This window comes from Myroides sp. DW712, from assembly GCF_046557355.1.
In the GTDB taxonomy this organism is placed as follows: Bacteria; Bacteroidota; Bacteroidia; order Flavobacteriales; family Flavobacteriaceae; genus Flavobacterium.
The window spans coordinates 1-17135 of the sequence record NZ_JBKFDO010000002.1 but is presented as its reverse complement, the minus strand read 5'-3'; the positions used below and the strand labels follow the sequence as shown (position 1 = coordinate 17135).

The following is a 17135-nucleotide window of genomic DNA, read 5'->3' as shown; positions in this document are numbered from 1 at the left end:
TTTTTTTAGCTTTGATTACGCTAGGCATTCAAAGTATTTTCCTGGCAAAGGGCGCACTAACCCTTGTAATTCAAGCTGTAGCAAAATCGTACTGACTTTGTAAATTGGCAAATTACAATGAATGGCAATCAAATCAATCACCTCTCGTTCTACCTGAACTAAGTAGTCATAAACTCGTTGTTCTTCTTCTTGGAGGTTTACAAACAACTTGGGCTGAATTACTTTTTCCTGTTTCTTGTTTTTATTCCAATTCAAAATTTCTACGAGTTCCAAGGGGTCACTCAACAATTGCGCGCGATTCGTCCGAATTAATTCATTGCACCCCTGACTTAGAAGATCATCAATGCGACCTGGAACAGCAAAAACATCTCGGTTATAATCATTGGCAAAGGAAATGGAACTCATGGATCCTCCCTTTATAGCACTTTCAACCACTACTGTTGCTTGACTCATACCTGCTACGAGGCGATTGCGCTGGATGAAATTCTCCCGATCAATTTTACTTTGTATTGGAAATTCTGTTATAACTCCTCCCTTCTCCCTCATTTTTTCTGCTATTGCTGTGTGTTTGGCTGGATATATACGATGCAAACCATGTCCTAGAATTCCGAAAGTTTCTAAACCATAGGCTATCGCCTGTTTGTGGATACAAACATCAATTCCATAAGCCAGACCACTGATGATGATAGGGTTATAGGGCTGAATAGCTTCGACAAAATGTTGACAAAAATCCAATCCTCGAGTGGTTGGATTACGCGTTCCCACTACACTAATCACATTTCGGGTCTCCCAATTCATATGAGTCTGCCCTTTAGCAAATAACAACAACGGACTATCATCACATTGACGTAAATAATAGGGGTAGTCTTTGGCTTGATAGAACAATACTTGTATTCCTGCCTTCTTTATCAATTTCAATTCCTTTTCTACCCAATCAAATCCTTTTTTCTCTTTAATTTGTTTGACTAATAAAGCTGAAACACGCTTGGCTGCCAGCTCTTGATATGAAGCAGCAAAGACCTGTTTGGCCGTACCAAAAACTTCAATTAGACGCTTTCCCGTAATTGGGCCGATTCCATTCACTTTGGCTAAAGCTAAAGTAAAAAACAAGTCTTCTTCTTCCATTCAAACGATGTTAATTAATTAAAATGTATTACCTTAGTAAGGATAACATCAAAAACCTAACCATTCAGTACCAATTACTTAAGAAGTGTATTTTAAATGAGAAAAATCTTCTTAAAAAAACTGGATTTATTATTTGCTAAACTATTGGTTTAGACTACTTTTGTATTATGAAGATGACTCCATACATATCAGCCTTATTGTATCGCTATCCTTGCGTGATTGTTCCAGGATTTGGTGCATTTATCACCGAAATCCAATCGTCTTTTTACGATGCGGAAAAACAGTTGTTCTTTCCTCCTCAAAAGCGAATTTCATTTAATAGAAATATCGTGAACAACGATGGATTGTTGGCGAATCATATTGCAACGCAAGAACAACTTTCGTATGAGGAAGCCGTTATGCGTATTCAGACCATGGTTGTGGATTGGAATAATACCTTAACTTCATTTGACACACTAGACTTAGAGTCGATTGGTGTATTCAGCTATAATGAAGAGAAAAGCTTGCAATTTGAGCCCATTCAGAATCAAAATTACTTAGCCACTTCATTTGGTTTGTCTCCCATGGAGGTTCAAGCAATTCAAAGAGAAGAAGCTGCAACTACTGCTGTTATTCCTTTGGAAACAGTTGCTACAAAACGCAATCGAACGGCAACCTTCTTCAAGTATGCTTCTGTTGTAGTTCTTACCCTGGGTGTTGGAAGTGTTTTAGTACAAAATGGTTACACGGCCTATGTCAATGATCAAACGTTATCGATTGAAAACAAGGTGCAATCACAAGTTCAAAATAAAATTCAACAGGCTACCTTTATTATTGAACCTACAATGGACGCCATTGCACTACCTGTAAAAGAAGAAACTACCGTTGTAGCACCTCCCTATCATTTAGTGGCTGCTGCATTCCGCAGTGAAGAAAATGCTGCTATTGAGGTAGAGCTTTTGAAAAAGAAGGGATTCGAAGATGCCTCTTTCTTAGGACGTACAAAATATGGGATGTATCCTGTAGTCTATGGTAGCTTTACTACACACGAAGAAGCCAAAAAAGCCTTGAGAGAAATTCACAGAACCACAAATAAGGAAGCTTGGATTTTTATTAAATAATACGTTAAATATACCAACCGAACGCAAAACGTTCGGTTTTTTTTTTGCTTTGTCTTTATCTTTGCTAAAAATATAGTTTTATGACGTCAAAATTAGTATCTGAATCAGCTACGATAATCAGTGATTTAGTTCTTCCTGGAGAAACGAATCCTTTAAACAATATGTTCGGAGGAGAACTATTAGCGCGTATGGATCGAGCAGCTGGAATTGCCGCCAGGAGACATTCAAGAAGAATCTGCGTGACGGCCTCTGTCAATCACGTTGCTTTTAATAAACCAATTCCTCTAGGTAGCGTTGTAACCATCGAAGCTAAGATTTCAAGAGCCTTTACCTCGTCTATGGAAATCTATTTGGATGTATGGATTGAGGATCGTGAATCTGGAAATAAAACCAAGGCCAATGAGGCCATTTATACCTTTGTTGCTGTTGATGATATGGGAAATCCAGTACCTGTACCGGAATTAATTCCTGAAACGCCCTTAGAACACCAACGCTTTGAAGCGGCTTTACGCAGAAAACAATTGAGCTTAGTATTAGCTGGAAAAATGAAACCTAGTGATGCAACGGAATTAAAAGCTCTTTTTAATCAATAAAACAAACAATGAAAAAAATTTTAATGGCTCTAGCAATCACCTTTTGCCTGTTACAATCTACAGCAATCTTTGCTTGGGGAACAACAGGACATCGTGTTATTGCTGAGATAGCAGAAAGAAACTTAAACAAAAAAGCGAAAAAAGAACTAAAAAAAATCATTGGCAACCAGCAATTAGCCTATTGGGCAAATTGGCCTGATTTTATTAAATCAGATCCGACTTGGAAGTTTGCAGATGGTTGGCATTATGTGAATATGCCAGGGGATTTAACCCGCTTAGCCTTTGATCAAGAATTGAACAACTCTACCGATGAAAATCTATACAAAAGAGCACTCTTGTTGATTGAGGAATTGAAAAATAAAACCCTAACACTAGAAGAAAAACAACAAAAACTGTATTTCTTGATTCACATCATCGGAGATGCTCACCAACCACTACACATAGGAAGATCAGAGGACTTAGGTGGAAATAGAATAAAAGTAGAATGGTTTAGAAAACCGACAAATCTACATAGTTTATGGGATTCTGCTTTGGTTGATTTTGATAAATACAGCTATACGGAATATGCAACAGTACTTGATATTCACGACAAAGCATACAATCAAAACTTGACAAAAGGAAGTTTAGAAGATTGGATTTTTGATTCCTATACAAAAGCAAACATACTGTATAAGAGTGTGGAGGAAAATGAAAATTTAAGCTATCGCTACCATTTTGACTTCAAAGATACAGTTGAAGAACAGCTGTTAAAAGGAGGGCTTCGATTAGCGAAATTGCTGAATGAAATTTATAACTAATAAAAAAGAGCAAGTTTCACTACTTGCTCTTTTTTTATGGTAATTTTTATCTACTTCTTGAATAAGAGGAAGACGATCCGCTACTGCTGCTTCTAGTGCTCGAACTTGAGCTGGAACTACGTGAATAGCTTGGACTACTGCTTCCTGAACTATAACTCGATGAACTACGCGAATAGCTTGGACTACTACTTGAGTTATAACTCGATGAGCTACGCGAATAACTTGGACTACTACTTGAGTTATAACTAGATGAACTACGCGAATAACTTGGGCTGCTGCTACTTGAATTATAATTCGATGAGCTAGAATTACTACGAGAATAGCCTGAACTTGGAGTACTACTGCTCGAATTTCCTCTAGAATAGGTTGAGCTTGATGTTCCACTTGAGTTTGAGGAGCTACGCGAATAGTTTGTGTTTGTGCTACTGTTGCTATATCCACTACGTGAGTAGTTAGAGTTACTATTTCCCGTTGAACTACTTATAGCTTCTCCTCTTTTGTACGAATTATCTGAACTTGAGGAAGCAGATCCTCGTGAGTAGGTGTTATCTACGCGATTAATATCACGCGTATATCCACTTGTAGAAGATGAATTATTACTTCTCGAATACGTATTATTATTGGCCTCAGCATAAGCTGTTCTTGAATTAGCTAATTCACGACGGTTGGAATACCCATTATTTCTTTCGTAAAAGGAATTATTGGGATTTGATCGCTCATAGTAATCGCGTCGAACCTCGTTATACATGGTTCTCGTACTTCTGCTGTAGTAATTGTTGGTATATACATATCGGTTATTGTAGTTGATATGGTTGTGTACGTGAACAATATACGTTGGTGTTGGATAGGGAGAATAGTACGAATAATACGAAGGGTAATATCCCCAATACCAAGACGAATAGTATGGGCGATAAGAAACTCCCCAGAACAGACTAAATACAGGTGGTGTACTTACATACACGGGTTCGTAAATGTAATTGGGGCCGTATAAATAGCTATTTCCTACAATTTGCACAGAGACTTGATTACGGCGCTTATTTTTTTCTATTTCTATTGTAGCTACATCTTGATACATATCGCGTCCTAAAACGGCTTGAATCACGATTAAATGGGCATTCCCTTCCACGACTTCGATTACGCGAAGATAATCAACATAACCATCGTTATTCAAATCTAGGTTGTTAATACGCAAACTTGGGTCATTTAGGCGATATTCAAAATCCTCAAGGTCTTTTGAATCCCCAAAAATAGAAGCAACTGCTTGTAAATCTAAGTTATCACTGATGTCATAACTTTGGGCAGTCACTACGGCATTTTGTGCTTGCACAGGCAGCGTACACACAAAAAGCAAGGCGATTATATGGTAATATAAAAACTTCATTTCTTCTACTATTTACGTTAAACACATCTTGTATTTCAAATAATATGCCAACAAATTATAACCAAGGTACAAAAAAAGCCCTTACCGATATGGTAAGGACTTCTTAAAATATACTAAACTTAAATCTTTTAACTATTTCAGGATGACGAACTCACTGCGTCTGTTGATTGCGTGTTCTTCTTCTGTACAGTTCGCTTTACAATCAATCTTCGGTACACTTGGGCCATACCCTTGCGACTCTAAGCGGTACGCTTCAATGCCTTTCGACAACACGTATTGTACTGTGGTTTTCGCGCGATTCTCTGACAACTTCTGGTTGTAAGCCGCACTTCCGCGGTTATCCGTATGAGAGCCTACCTTGATGCGCATCTGTGGGTTGCGCTTCATTACTTTAACCAACTGATCCAACTCTAAAGCACCTTGTTGAGTAATGTTGAATCGGTCAAATTCAAAGTAAACATCTCCTAGAATAACTTCCTCTTTCGTCACAAGTACCTCAATAGGTCTTAACCCTACATTTACTAACTGACGACCTCCTTTGCGGTTTAAGGGAACCTCGATGGACTTCCCTTCAAAGTCATCCATGTCCACTTGTAAGTGGTAAAATTTCCCACAATCCACAACATATTCTACAATACCACGATGATCCGTAAACTTCGTCTCAATCAAATTCTGGCGATCGTCATAGATATCCACGCGGGCCCCAACTAAGATCTTACCTGTGTCTTTGTGTGTCACCGTTACATACATCTCCGTATTACAAACCGGTTTTGCCTTGTAGATATCATCGCGACCGATGCGATTGGTGGAGAAGAATCCAATGTCTTTACCTGGGTAAAACGAAAAAGCAAAGTCGTCTTTCGCTGTATTGATCGGCGCGCCTAAGTTCTTCGGCTCGGCCTGTGGAATCGCTAAGTCAACCACATAAACATCCAAACCACCAAAACCTTTGCGAGAATCCGAAGCAAAGTACAACTTACCATCTTCCGAAATGAAAGGGAATGACTCGCGACCTTCCGTGTTGATTTGGCTTCCCATATTCACTGGAGTGCCATAGTTCCCCTCTTCATCGATATCTACTTTCCAGATATCCGTGCTTCCCATCGTTCCTGGCATATCCGAAGAGAAGTACAACGTACGACCATCTTTGCTCACACTGGGGTTACTAACCGAATAATCACTCCCGTTAAAAGGTACCGGTTCAAAATCAGCCCACTTACCCTTTTTCTTGGTCGCACGGAAAACACTAACTTTTCCGAGCTTTACTAGCTTTGCTTTGTTCTTGGTGTATTTACCTGCACGGAAACTCTCCGTAGCAAAGTACATCGTATGTCCGTCACCTGTTACAGTAGCGGGACCATCGTGATACTTTGTATTCAATTCAGATACTGGCTCTACATCATACAAAGGATCATCTGCATTTTTGTATTTCGCTTGAAAGATATCCAAGTATCCTTGGTTATCCCAGCCGTATTTCTTCTTGGACTTGTTTCCCTTGCGCGTAGAGGCAAAATAAAGTGTATCTCCTACGGTTAAAAAAGCACCAAAATCATTCCCTTGACGGTCATTAATTCCAGACTCCTCAAAGGTAAATAACTCCTCTTGCTCACGTAAGCGTGGAATGTAGTCTGGTTCGCGCATAAAAGCAATAGCCCGTTGATCCTCTGGATTGCGCTCGGCAAACTTGCGCATAGCGGCATTCGAGGATTCATAACGACCACTGGCCTTGAGCATCTGAGCGTAGCGGTAGTACAACTCAGAATCCAAACTAGGGTCTTTCTCCAACGCTTTACCATAGTACTTTGCCGCTTCTACCGTATTAAATACGTTATAGTAACAATCGGCTAGTTGCAAATAAATATAATTGTCTGTCTTTGCCCCGCGAACTAACTTCTGATAAACCTTCGCTGCATCCACAAACTCATAGCGATTATAGTGCTCGTTGGCAATCTCTAAAGGAGTTTTAATCGGCTCCTGAGCAACTACACTTTGAGTCGCTAAAAATCCGCCTAACAACAGCGCTAAATAAACCTTTCTTATTTTCATTGTTTCCTTTTTATGCGATTAGAAGTAACGAGATGAACTTGATACTTTCTTAGATAAGAAGATATCATATAAAACCATAAACTCGTGTGATCCTTTTGCTGCTTTATTGATGTCGGAGGTGATGTAATCATAGGCATAACCCACGCGTAATTGTGGCGTAATGCGGTAATTAATCATACCGCCAACAGCATCCTCTAAGCGGTAACTTACACCAGCCTCAATCTTGTTCAAATACATCACGTTCATGTTCACATCAAAAGATACTGGAGAGTTCAAGGCATACTTAATCATCGTAGAGGGTTTCAACTTCCAATCTTGATCCAAATCAAAAACATAACCTCCATTCAAGTACATGTGGATTTCTCGTTGACCAAAGTCCTTCCCATCGTAGTTCAAATAGTACTCCTTGATTAAATTGGGAACCCCTAAACCAACAAAGTACTTATCAGTATAGTAGTACGCTCCAATACCCGCGTTAAACAAGGTGGACTTGCTATCCTCGCCAAACGCAGGGTCATCCGGATCTATCGTATACCCATTTCCTACTTTGGAAAATAAATCTGCGCTGTGAAACGTAGCACCTGCTTTAACTCCCAAGGCCAACTTGTGAACTCCTCCTAATTCTAAGGTGTAAGAAAAATCTCCATAGATATTGTTCTCCGTAACAGGACCAATGCGGTCATTGATAAAAGACAACCCAACACCAACTTTTTTACCTACACGACTGTTGATGAAAAAAGTTCCTGTTTCTGGTGCGCCATCAAAACCAGCCCATTGTTTGCGGTACAAGGCTCCCATAGAGACTGCATCTTTCGATCCAGCATAAGCAGGGTTCACCACACTCATATTGTACATATACTGCGTATACTGTGGGTTCTGTTGGGCGTGGACCTCAAGGCTACTAAGCAAACTCAGCACACCTAATGTTAAATATAGTTTCTTCATATACGGTTTAATTTTTTATAATAAAACAACTGTGTGCGTAAACACACAGTTGTTTGTTTGTATTAATAATTAATTTGTACCCAACCTGTAATTGTTTTTTGTACTGTTTCTATCACGTAGAAATAAGTACCTGAAGGTAGTTTATTACCTGATTTATCTTGTCCCATCCACTCTCTAGTATAACCTAATCCATGAGAATAAACTTCTCCTCCGTTACGGTTAAATACTTTAAAGCTTTTCACTTTATAGTTAATCAAATCAAAATAATCATTCAATCCATCTCCATTTGGCGAAATTCCTCTTGTGATTAAACAGTTGATTTCATCCGCTTTTAATGTAATCGATTGCTCTTCATAACATCCTTCTTTCGTTTCAATATAAACGGTGTACTCTCCTTCTTTACTTACTGTAATTTCTCTTGTATCTGCTGTGAATCCACCTGGGCCAACCCATTCAAACTTAGCATGATCCATATCAATATTATTTAATACATCAATCACTCTCAAGTAGTAGTCTCCCTCAAAACAATCGCCATCAATTGCAATTTCGAATTGCTCAAAAATAGTAATCGTCACCGTATGTTCAACATCATCTCCGCACATACTAGCTGGAACTCCATAGAAATACTTCACCTCATAAACCCCTGGTGTACTTTTTTCCACATTAATTGCACCTGTACTTGCATTCAAAGATAGTCCTCCTTTTGGTTCTTTCGTTGAATTCATAGCGTTTGTATGACTAATTGTTTTATAAGTAAATTTACCTCCTAGTGTAAATTCAGGACCAGGCGTAATTGGTAATTCTTCTACATTATTAATACAAATTGGCGCATCATAAGAAAAGTCCGCATTGAAATAAGCGGTTGCTTTAATCTTTAATTCAATTTCATAATGTCCTCCACATTTATAATTTTTATCGCGGTAAACATCAACATAAATAGTTTCATCTCCAGCTGATTGATATAAATCATCTATTTCAAATGCATTTCTCCTTGCATTTAAATCCTCCAAACTATGATAGTATTCATGTTTAATTGTTGATGATTCTGTATGACGTTCAATCGCACTTTCTACCACATCTTTGACATCAAAGAACGCAAATCCTTCATTTTCTAAATCACATTGTTGCATTATTGTTGGTAAACCTAATGAAATCGGATCATAAAATTTCACTATGATTTCATCTTCTGGATTCTCTTCACAAAGATCTTTTTCTACTTTAACGCGATACGTTCCGGATTCAGAAACAATTAATTTCTTTGTATTAAAAATCGTTGGATCTAACATTTCACCATCTTTAAACCAAGTGTATGTCATATCTTCCGTTGAACCAGCAGCAGAGATATTTGCTACAATTTCATGCGATCCAGTTCCTGGGCATAGGTATTGGTCTGGGCCTAAATCTACTTCACATAAGAATTTACAATCTGTTGTTCCTGCATTATTCTGATTGGCATTTTTTTGTACGAGCTTAATAAAACCTGCTCCCCTATCATAATTCGTAATCAATACCGCATAGATTTGGCCTCTTCTTGCATTGCGAATTGTTAAAGTTTCAATTGGAGAAGCAGAATAATTACAATCTATTAGATTACCCATTGGATAACGACCGTCATTCGGATTTGAGTTACTTGTACAACCTGTACAAGGACCTAGAATTGCTTCTCCACATGCTTGCTCTAAATTTTCAAAAGGTCCAAAAGCAACAAAGTCAACATCCATACCTGTACCAACAGGATCTCCATTGTCGTCAAAACGCGAATTTTGGATAATATCAAAAATCAACTCTCCATCTTGATCCACTTTTAAGAAATACCAAATAGGAAATCTTACCGAAGTTACACAAGCAATCGCTCCCTCATAAGGGTACTCTTCAGCACCATTGTCTTTATTGTTATTTGGAAAGATAATTCCTTCCGGACCAGCACAGAATGGTTCAGCATCTAAAATACTAGCGCTATTCGTTCTCACCTTTATCTTTCTCCATTCACTATTTGTAGTTGGTGAACAAATATTGCGAACATAGAAATAATATGTTGTTGCAACAGTCAATCCATTTGCCGTATAGTTTGGTTCGTCTACACGTTGAATATTCGCTGGATTAGGTTCAGGCAAATCTGTTGTTTCCAAAGCAATATCCCATTGTGACATTCCTTCTTGAGAATCCCAACCATAGTTAATATAATCTGAACCAGCACAAGCGCTCAACCCTGTAACTCTAGGACAGGTTATTTGTTCCACTTTTACATTATCAATTGCTCCAGCTGGATCACTTCCTCCACCACTATCATTTCTCCATTCAAAAATAAGGCGTAAATTTCTTCCTGCATAATTAATAACGTCAAAACTTTCTGACACCTGGACGAAATCTTCTTGCATATTATAATTCCCCCCAATTTGAATTCTATCTCCACTGGCAACAATCTGTGTACCTGCAATCGGATTGAAAGTTACAGGAGCAGCCCATACGCGAATATAATCACAACATGATTCTCCTTTTGCTCTCCAATCAAAAGTTAATCTAGCTTCACTTGCATCTGCAGGAATTGTAATATCTCGATACGCATGTGCTACCGTTGTGGTACTATTACTATAGGTATTAGTAACCCCTTCATCTTTCGTTATATACAATGATTTTGTTCCTCCATTTTGAACAGCAGTACCTACCACCCATTTATTGATGGCATTACTTTGTTTTGTCCAGCCGTCTTCTCCTTCAAAATCATCATTATAAGGCAGTTCTCCAGGCACTTGACCTGTAATAGCCGTTGTTCTTTCCCACGAACTTTTATCTGTAGCGGAACAGATGGTTCTCACCCAAATAAAATATTCCGTATTCGGCGTTAATCCAGTGATGGTATAAGGAATATCCGTTGTTTCTATTGAACCTGTCACTTCTTCTCCTGGTGGTGTATTGGTTGTTGCATAATACACTTCATAGTTGGTTTGTCCAGCTACTGCTGTCCACGATACGGTTACCGTATTTTGTGTCACAGCTGTTACAATTGCATTTCTAGGAGCCGAACAAGTGACAACCTTAATTGATAAATTATCAATAGCTGCTGGTGGTTGTGCACCTCCACTATAATCTTGACGCCACTCAAATACAAGGCGCATATTTTGACCTGCAAATACAGCTAAATCATGAACAATGCGTTCAGCTAAATAAACTTCATTTTGGTTATATTCAGTTTGTCCTACTTGGATTCTATTAGCGGCAGCTGTAATTTGTGTACCTACTACGGGCGTAAAATCAACAGGCACTGCCCATACCCTAAAATAATCATATCGCGTTGATGTTCCTTCTCCCATACAACGCCAATCAAAGTTAATTTCTAAATCATTAACTCCTGTCGGAATAATAAAATCTTTATATACATGAGTCACTCGTGAACCCGAAGTTTCGTAATGATTCGATACTCCATTATCATCAGTAATATATAGCGCTTTTGTTCCTCCATTACTCGTTGCAGTTCCAATCACCCATTTATTCACAGGATCATTTACATATCCATATTTAGAACCTTCTTCAAAATTGTCGGTAAAAGGCAAGGCAACAGGTATTACTTTAGTTACTGCTTCTAAAGGTCCTACCCAATAACTTTGATCTGTTGCAGAACAATGAGAGCGTACCCAAATATAATAGACTGTCCCGTCTTCTAAATCCGTAAAGGTATGTGTAAGCCCAGTAACATTCACTACTGTAGCATCTTCAGCAGGTGCTGTTGCATTTTGACTGATATATACATCATAACTAGACACCCCTGGTGCACCTGTCCAATTTACTGTAATTTCACTATCTGTAATCGTTTCACCTAAGGTGAAACTTCTAGGCTGATTACAGCTAATTGCGTTAATTGATAAGTTATCAATAGCTGCTGGAGGATTTGCTCCACCACTACCATCTTGTTTCCATTCAAATACTAATCGCATAGTTTGTCCAGCAAATACAGCCAAATCATTGATGATTTCCTCGCTTGTATAGACATCCTGTAGATTATATTCGGTTTGTCCTAATTGGATTCTATCAGCAGCAGCAGTTATCTGTGTTCCTGCTACCGGTATAAAACTAGCAGGTACTGCCCATACTCTAAAGTAATCATATTTAATTGTTGTTCCTTCACCCACACAACGCCAATCAAATGCAATTTCTAAGTCTAGTACACCTGTCGGAATAATAAAATCTTTAAAGGCATGCGAGGTTTGTCCTCCTGTTACACTTTGGGTGTAGGCATTTGTTATAGCAGCATCATTTGAAATATATAAAGCTTTTGTTCCCCCATTATTTGTTGCATTTCCAATATACCATTTGTTGGTACTATCATTTGAATATCCATAGGTAACCGCTGCTTCAAAATCTTCCGTATACGGAATAGGTACTGCGATTAATGTTGTTGTAGCTTCCAAGCCTACCCATAAACTTTGGTCCGTATCCGAACAATGCGAACGTACCCAAATGTAATATTGCGTAAATGGATCTAATCCTTCAAAGGTATGAGTTGTTCCTGTAACGGAAATTACAGTTGCATCGGTAGCTGGTCGATCAGGTGTTGTTCCAATATAAACATCGTAACTAGTTACCCCATCGACTGCAGGCCAATTTACTTGTAGGCTATTTCCAGTAGTCGTATCTAACGTTAATGCTGTAGGCTGACTACAGGTAATTACACCAACATATAAATTATCAATGGCTGCTGGGGGTTGATTTCCTCCACTAATATCTTGTTTCCATTCGAAAACTAAACGCATGTTTTGCCCTGCAAAGGCATTGGCGTTAAAAATAATATTCTCATTTACAAAAACATTGCTGTCATTATATTCTGTTCTTCCAACTTGAATTCGATCTGTTGCTGCAGTAATTTGAGTCCCCGCTGTTGGTGTAAAAGTAGATGGAACAATCCATACTCTAAAATAATCGTATTTATAAGAGGCAAATCCCTCTCCTTTACAACGCCAATCAAAATTGATATTGATATCCTCCGTTCCAGTTGGTATTGCTATATCTGTAAAAGTTTGTGAAACTTTTTCTCCTGAGAAATTATACTCATTCGTTACACCATTATCTTTACTAATATATAAAGACTTAGTACCTCCATTGCTCACTGCAGTACCAACATGCCATTTATTAACTGCATCGTTAGTAAAGTCAAAGTTAGTCGCTCCCTCAAAATCATTTTCATAAGGCAAGTTTACAGGGACTAATTTAGTTCTAGCAGCTAATGGTCCCATCCAAAAACTTTGGTCTGTATCTGAACAATGCGAACGTACCCAGATATAATATTGTGTCACGGGTAAAAGTCCTTCAAAAGTATGTGTCGTTCCCGTAACAGGTATTACAGTAGCATCGGCTGTTGGTTCTGTAATCGCTGTCCCAATATATACATCGTAGTCTGTCACCCCTGTTGCGGCTGTCCAATTTATACTAAGACTAGTTCCTGCACTAGATTCTAAGCTTAAATTAGTTGGCATCTGACACGTAATTTCATTGCCAAATGTAAGTCGCAAATTAGGTCTCCCACTTACTGCAGTTAAATCTTCCGTTGGAGCTACATCATCTTTCCCTTTGAAAAAGTGCATATTTGTAGCAGCTGTTCTTTTGATAGCAAAAGAACCTCCACCACCACTTCCTCCATAATTGGTTTCAACCAAGACTAATAAATTCTTCGTTCCTCCTGTATAATTAAACGAGTTTAAAAGATTTAACGTATAAAAACCTGTAGTAACAGGGCTCGCAACACCATCGTAAACTAACGTTGCATCAGTAGTAAAATTCGCCCAATTATTTGCAACCAAAGTCGTTGCTTCTACTTCTTTTAAGTAAATTTTTATGGGTCTTGAAGCAGAGGTACTACCCACATCCCAAGCTAATTTATTGATAAATCCAATCTGATTAATTTCAGTAGCCGTATATAAAGCAGCAGATCTTTCATAGCCAAATAGAGCTCCCATAGGATACCTATCGACTACCGTACCATCTCCAATCGTAACTTCCTGCCCATAAGTGAAAATCACACTTAATAAGAAACAGAGAAGCACTGTAATTCTATTCATACGTTTTAAGTTTTAAGTTAGTTAACGTCAAATATAGAATTTTTTTATACAAAGATTAACAAAACAGAGCCGTACAACAACTGAAAACCATCGACAATACTCGACTCTTATTTCTATTCACCCAAAATAATAAATAATTTTACTTAGTATTTTCTATTTTTTAAGTTAAAAAATAACCATCACAAACTATAACCTACAAAATATCTAAAATATAGTTTTTTTCACAAATTCATATAACTTCTCAGAAATTCAATCATTTAACATTTTAATTTTCAACTCATACATAAAAAAAAGCCCCTATCATTGTCAAATGATAAGGACTTCTTAAAATATACTAACTTAATACTTAAAACTCTACTTTATTTTAGGATGACGAACTCACTGCGTCTGTTGATTGCATGCTCTTCTTCTGTACAGTTCGCTTTACAATCAATCTTCGGTACACTTGGGCCATACCCTTGCGACTCTAAGCGGTACGCTTCAATGCCTTTCGACAACACGTATTGTACTGTGGTTTTCGCGCGATTCTCTGACAACTTCTGGTTGTAAGCCGCACTTCCGCGGTTATCCGTATGAGAGCCTACCTTGATGCGCATCTGTGGGTTGCGCTTCATTACTTTAACCAACTGATCCAACTCTAAAGCACCTTGTTGAGTAATGTTGAATCGGTCAAATTCAAAGTAAACATCTCCTAGAATAACTTCCTCTTTCGTCACAAGTACCTCAATAGGTCTTAACCCTACATTTACTAACTGACGACCTCCTTTGCGGTTTAAGGGAACCTCGATGGACTTCCCTTCAAAGTCATCCATGTCCACTTGTAAGTGGTAAAATTTCCCACAATCCACAACATATTCTACAATACCACGATGATCCGTAAACTTCGTCTCAATCAAATTCTGGCGATCGTCATAGATATCCACGCGGGCCCCAACTAAGATCTTACCTGTGTCTTTGTGTGTCACCGTTACATACATCTCCGTATTACAAACCGGTTTTGCCTTGTAGATATCATCGCGACCGATGCGATTGGTGGAGAAGAATCCAATGTCTTTACCTGGGTAAAACGAAAAAGCAAAGTCGTCTTTCGCTGTATTGATCGGCGCGCCTAAGTTCTTCGGCTCGGCCTGTGGAATCGCTAAGTCAACCACATAAACATCCAAACCACCAAAACCTTTGCGAGAATCCGAAGCAAAGTACAACTTACCATCTTCCGAAATGAAAGGGAATGACTCGCGACCTTCCGTGTTGATTTGGCTTCCCATATTCACTGGAGTGCCATAGTTCCCCTCTTCATCGATATCTACTTTCCAGATATCCGTGCTTCCCATCGTTCCTGGCATATCCGAAGAGAAGTACAACGTACGACCATCTTTGCTCACACTGGGGTTACTAACCGAATAATCACTCCCGTTAAAAGGTACCGGTTCAAAATCAGCCCACTTACCCTTTTTCTTGGTCGCACGGAAAACACTAACTTTTCCGAGCTTTACTAGCTTTGCTTTGTTCTTGGTGTATTTACCTGCACGGAAACTCTCCGTAGCAAAGTACATCGTATGTCCGTCACCTGTTACAGTAGCGGGACCATCGTGATACTTTGTATTCAATTCAGATACTGGCTCTACATCATACAAAGGATCATCTGCATTTTTGTATTTCGCTTGAAAGATATCCAAGTATCCTTGGTTATCCCAGCCGTATTTCTTCTTGGACTTGTTTCCCTTGCGCGTAGAGGCAAAATAAAGTGTATCTCCTACGGTTAAAAAAGCACCAAAATCATTCCCTTGACGGTCATTAATTCCAGACTCCTCAAAGGTAAATAACTCCTCTTGCTCACGTAAGCGTGGAATGTAGTCTGGTTCGCGCATAAAAGCAATAGCCCGTTGATCCTCTGGATTGCGCTCGGCAAACTTGCGCATAGCGGCATTCGAGGATTCATAACGACCACTGGCCTTGAGCATCTGAGCGTAGCGGTAGTACAACTCAGAATCCAAACTAGGGTCTTTCTCCAACGCTTTACCATAGTACTTTGCCGCTTCTACCGTATTAAATACGTTATAGTAACAATCGGCTAGTTGCAAATAAATATAATTGTCTGTCTTTGCCCCGCGAACTAACTTCTGATAAACCTTCGCTGCATCCACAAACTCATAGCGATTATAGTGCTCGTTGGCAATCTCTAAAGGAGTTTTAATCGGCTCCTGAGCAACTACACTTTGAGTCGCTAAAAATCCGCCTAACAACAGCGCTAAATAAACCTTTCTTATTTTCATTGTTTCCTTTTTATGCGATTAGAAGTAACGAGATGAACTTGATACTTTCTTAGATAAGAAGATATCATATAAAACCATAAACTCGTGTGATCCTTTTGCTGCTTTATTGATGTCGGAGGTGATGTAATCATAGGCATAACCCACGCGTAATTGTGGCGTAATGCGGTAATTAATCATACCGCCAACAGCATCCTCTAAGCGGTAACTTACACCAGCCTCAATCTTGTTCAAATACATCACGTTCATGTTCACATCAAAAGATACTGGAGAGTTCAAGGCATACTTAATCATCGTAGAGGGTTTCAACTTCCAATCTTGATCCAAATCAAAAACATAACCTCCATTCAAGTACATGTGGATTTCTCGTTGACCAAAGTCCTTCCCATCGTAGTTCAAATAGTACTCCTTGATTAAATTGGGAACCCCTAAACCAACAAAGTACTTATCAGTATAGTAGTACGCTCCAATACCCGCGTTAAACAAGGTGGACTTGCTATCCTCGCCAAACGCAGGGTCATCCGGATCTATCGTATACCCATTTCCTACTTTGGAAAATAAATCTGCGCTGTGAAACGTAGCACCTGCTTTAACTCCCAAGGCCAACTTGTGAACTCCTCCTAATTCTAAGGTGTAAGAAAAATCTCCATAGATATTGTTCTCCGTAACAGGACCAATGCGGTCATTGATAAAAGACAACCCAACACCAACTTTTTTACCTACACGACTGTTGATGAAAAAAGTTCCTGTTTCTGGTGCGCCATCAAAACCAGCCCATTGTTTGCGGTACAAGGCTCCCATAGAGACTGCATCTTTCGATCCAGCATA

General features: G+C 38.8%; 10 protein-coding genes. 3 read left to right on the top strand and 7 right to left on the bottom strand.

Going from position 1 to position 17135, the window contains the following annotated elements; genetic code table 11:
• Window positions 1-15: 15 nt before the first annotated feature.
• Window positions 16-1125 (bottom strand): DNA-processing protein DprA, encoded by a 1110-nt coding sequence (dprA, locus tag ACLJX0_RS01665; RefSeq protein WP_410877919.1) that lies wholly within the window; start codon window positions 1123-1125, stop codon window positions 16-18.
• Window positions 1126-1298: 173 nt separating this feature from the next.
• Here dprA and ACLJX0_RS01660 point away from each other — a divergent pair, with 173 nt between their 5' ends.
• The 3 genes from ACLJX0_RS01660 to ACLJX0_RS01650 all read left to right on the top strand — a co-directional run bounded on the left by ACLJX0_RS01660 (window position 1299) and on the right by ACLJX0_RS01650 (window position 3615).
• Window positions 1299-2225, top strand: coding sequence for an SPOR domain-containing protein (locus tag ACLJX0_RS01660; protein WP_410877917.1), 927 nt, complete (start codon window positions 1299-1301; stop codon window positions 2223-2225).
• Window positions 2226-2305: 80 nt separating this feature from the next.
• Entirely contained in the window at window positions 2306-2818 is a 513-nt protein-coding gene (locus ACLJX0_RS01655; protein ID WP_410877916.1) for an acyl-CoA thioesterase, read from the top strand.
• 8 nt (window positions 2819-2826) lie between these two features.
• On the top strand, window positions 2827-3615 hold the full coding sequence (locus tag ACLJX0_RS01650; protein WP_410877914.1) for a S1/P1 nuclease: 789 nt from the start codon (window positions 2827-2829) through the stop codon (window positions 3613-3615).
• A 46-nt stretch (window positions 3616-3661) separates the two neighbouring features.
• On the opposite strand, the gene ACLJX0_RS01645 is transcribed toward ACLJX0_RS01650, so the two are convergent.
• From ACLJX0_RS01645 to ACLJX0_RS01620, 6 genes are all read right to left on the bottom strand, one after another.
• Window positions 3662-4996: a hypothetical protein gene (locus tag ACLJX0_RS01645; protein WP_410877912.1), complete on the bottom strand. Its 1335-nt coding sequence runs from the start codon at window positions 4994-4996 to the stop codon at window positions 3662-3664.
• Between the two features lie 132 nt (window positions 4997-5128).
• On the bottom strand, window positions 5129-7042 hold the full coding sequence (locus tag ACLJX0_RS01640) for an OmpA family protein (protein WP_410877907.1): 1914 nt from the start codon (window positions 7040-7042) through the stop codon (window positions 5129-5131).
• Between the two features lie 18 nt (window positions 7043-7060).
• A complete protein-coding gene (locus ACLJX0_RS01635) occupies window positions 7061-7987 on the bottom strand; it encodes a type IX secretion system membrane protein PorP/SprF (protein ID WP_410877910.1) in 927 nt (308 codons plus the stop codon).
• Between the two features lie 62 nt (window positions 7988-8049).
• Complete coding sequence (locus ACLJX0_RS01630) at window positions 8050-14037, bottom strand: fibronectin type III domain-containing protein (protein WP_410877909.1); 5988 nt, start codon at window positions 14035-14037, stop codon at window positions 8050-8052.
• A 359-nt stretch (window positions 14038-14396) separates the two neighbouring features.
• Window positions 14397-16310 (bottom strand): OmpA family protein, encoded by a 1914-nt coding sequence (locus ACLJX0_RS01625; RefSeq protein ID WP_410877907.1) that lies wholly within the window; start codon window positions 16308-16310, stop codon window positions 14397-14399.
• 18 nt (window positions 16311-16328) lie between these two features.
• On the bottom strand, window positions 16329-17135 hold an 807-nt coding region (locus tag ACLJX0_RS01620; protein ID WP_410877905.1), incomplete at its 5' end, for a type IX secretion system membrane protein PorP/SprF.

Coding starts and splice junctions, on each gene's coding strand:
- dprA (WP_410877919.1), bottom strand. CDS start 1,125: ATGGAAGAAGAAGACTTGTTTTTTACTTTAGCTTTAGCCAAAGTGAAT.
- ACLJX0_RS01630 (WP_410877909.1), bottom strand. CDS start 14,037: ATGAATAGAATTACAGTGCTTCTCTGTTTCTTATTAAGTGTGATTTTC.
- ACLJX0_RS01660 (WP_410877917.1), top strand. CDS start 1,299: ATGACTCCATACATATCAGCCTTATTGTATCGCTATCCTTGCGTGATT.
- ACLJX0_RS01635 (WP_410877910.1), bottom strand. CDS start 7,987: ATGAAGAAACTATATTTAACATTAGGTGTGCTGAGTTTGCTTAGTAGC.
- ACLJX0_RS01655 (WP_410877916.1), top strand. CDS start 2,306: ATGACGTCAAAATTAGTATCTGAATCAGCTACGATAATCAGTGATTTA.
- ACLJX0_RS01645 (WP_410877912.1), bottom strand. CDS start 4,996: ATGAAGTTTTTATATTACCATATAATCGCCTTGCTTTTTGTGTGTACG.
- ACLJX0_RS01625 (WP_410877907.1), bottom strand. CDS start 16,310: ATGAAAATAAGAAAGGTTTATTTAGCGCTGTTGTTAGGCGGATTTTTA.
- ACLJX0_RS01650 (WP_410877914.1), top strand. CDS start 2,827: ATGAAAAAAATTTTAATGGCTCTAGCAATCACCTTTTGCCTGTTACAA.
- ACLJX0_RS01640 (WP_410877907.1), bottom strand. CDS start 7,042: ATGAAAATAAGAAAGGTTTATTTAGCGCTGTTGTTAGGCGGATTTTTA.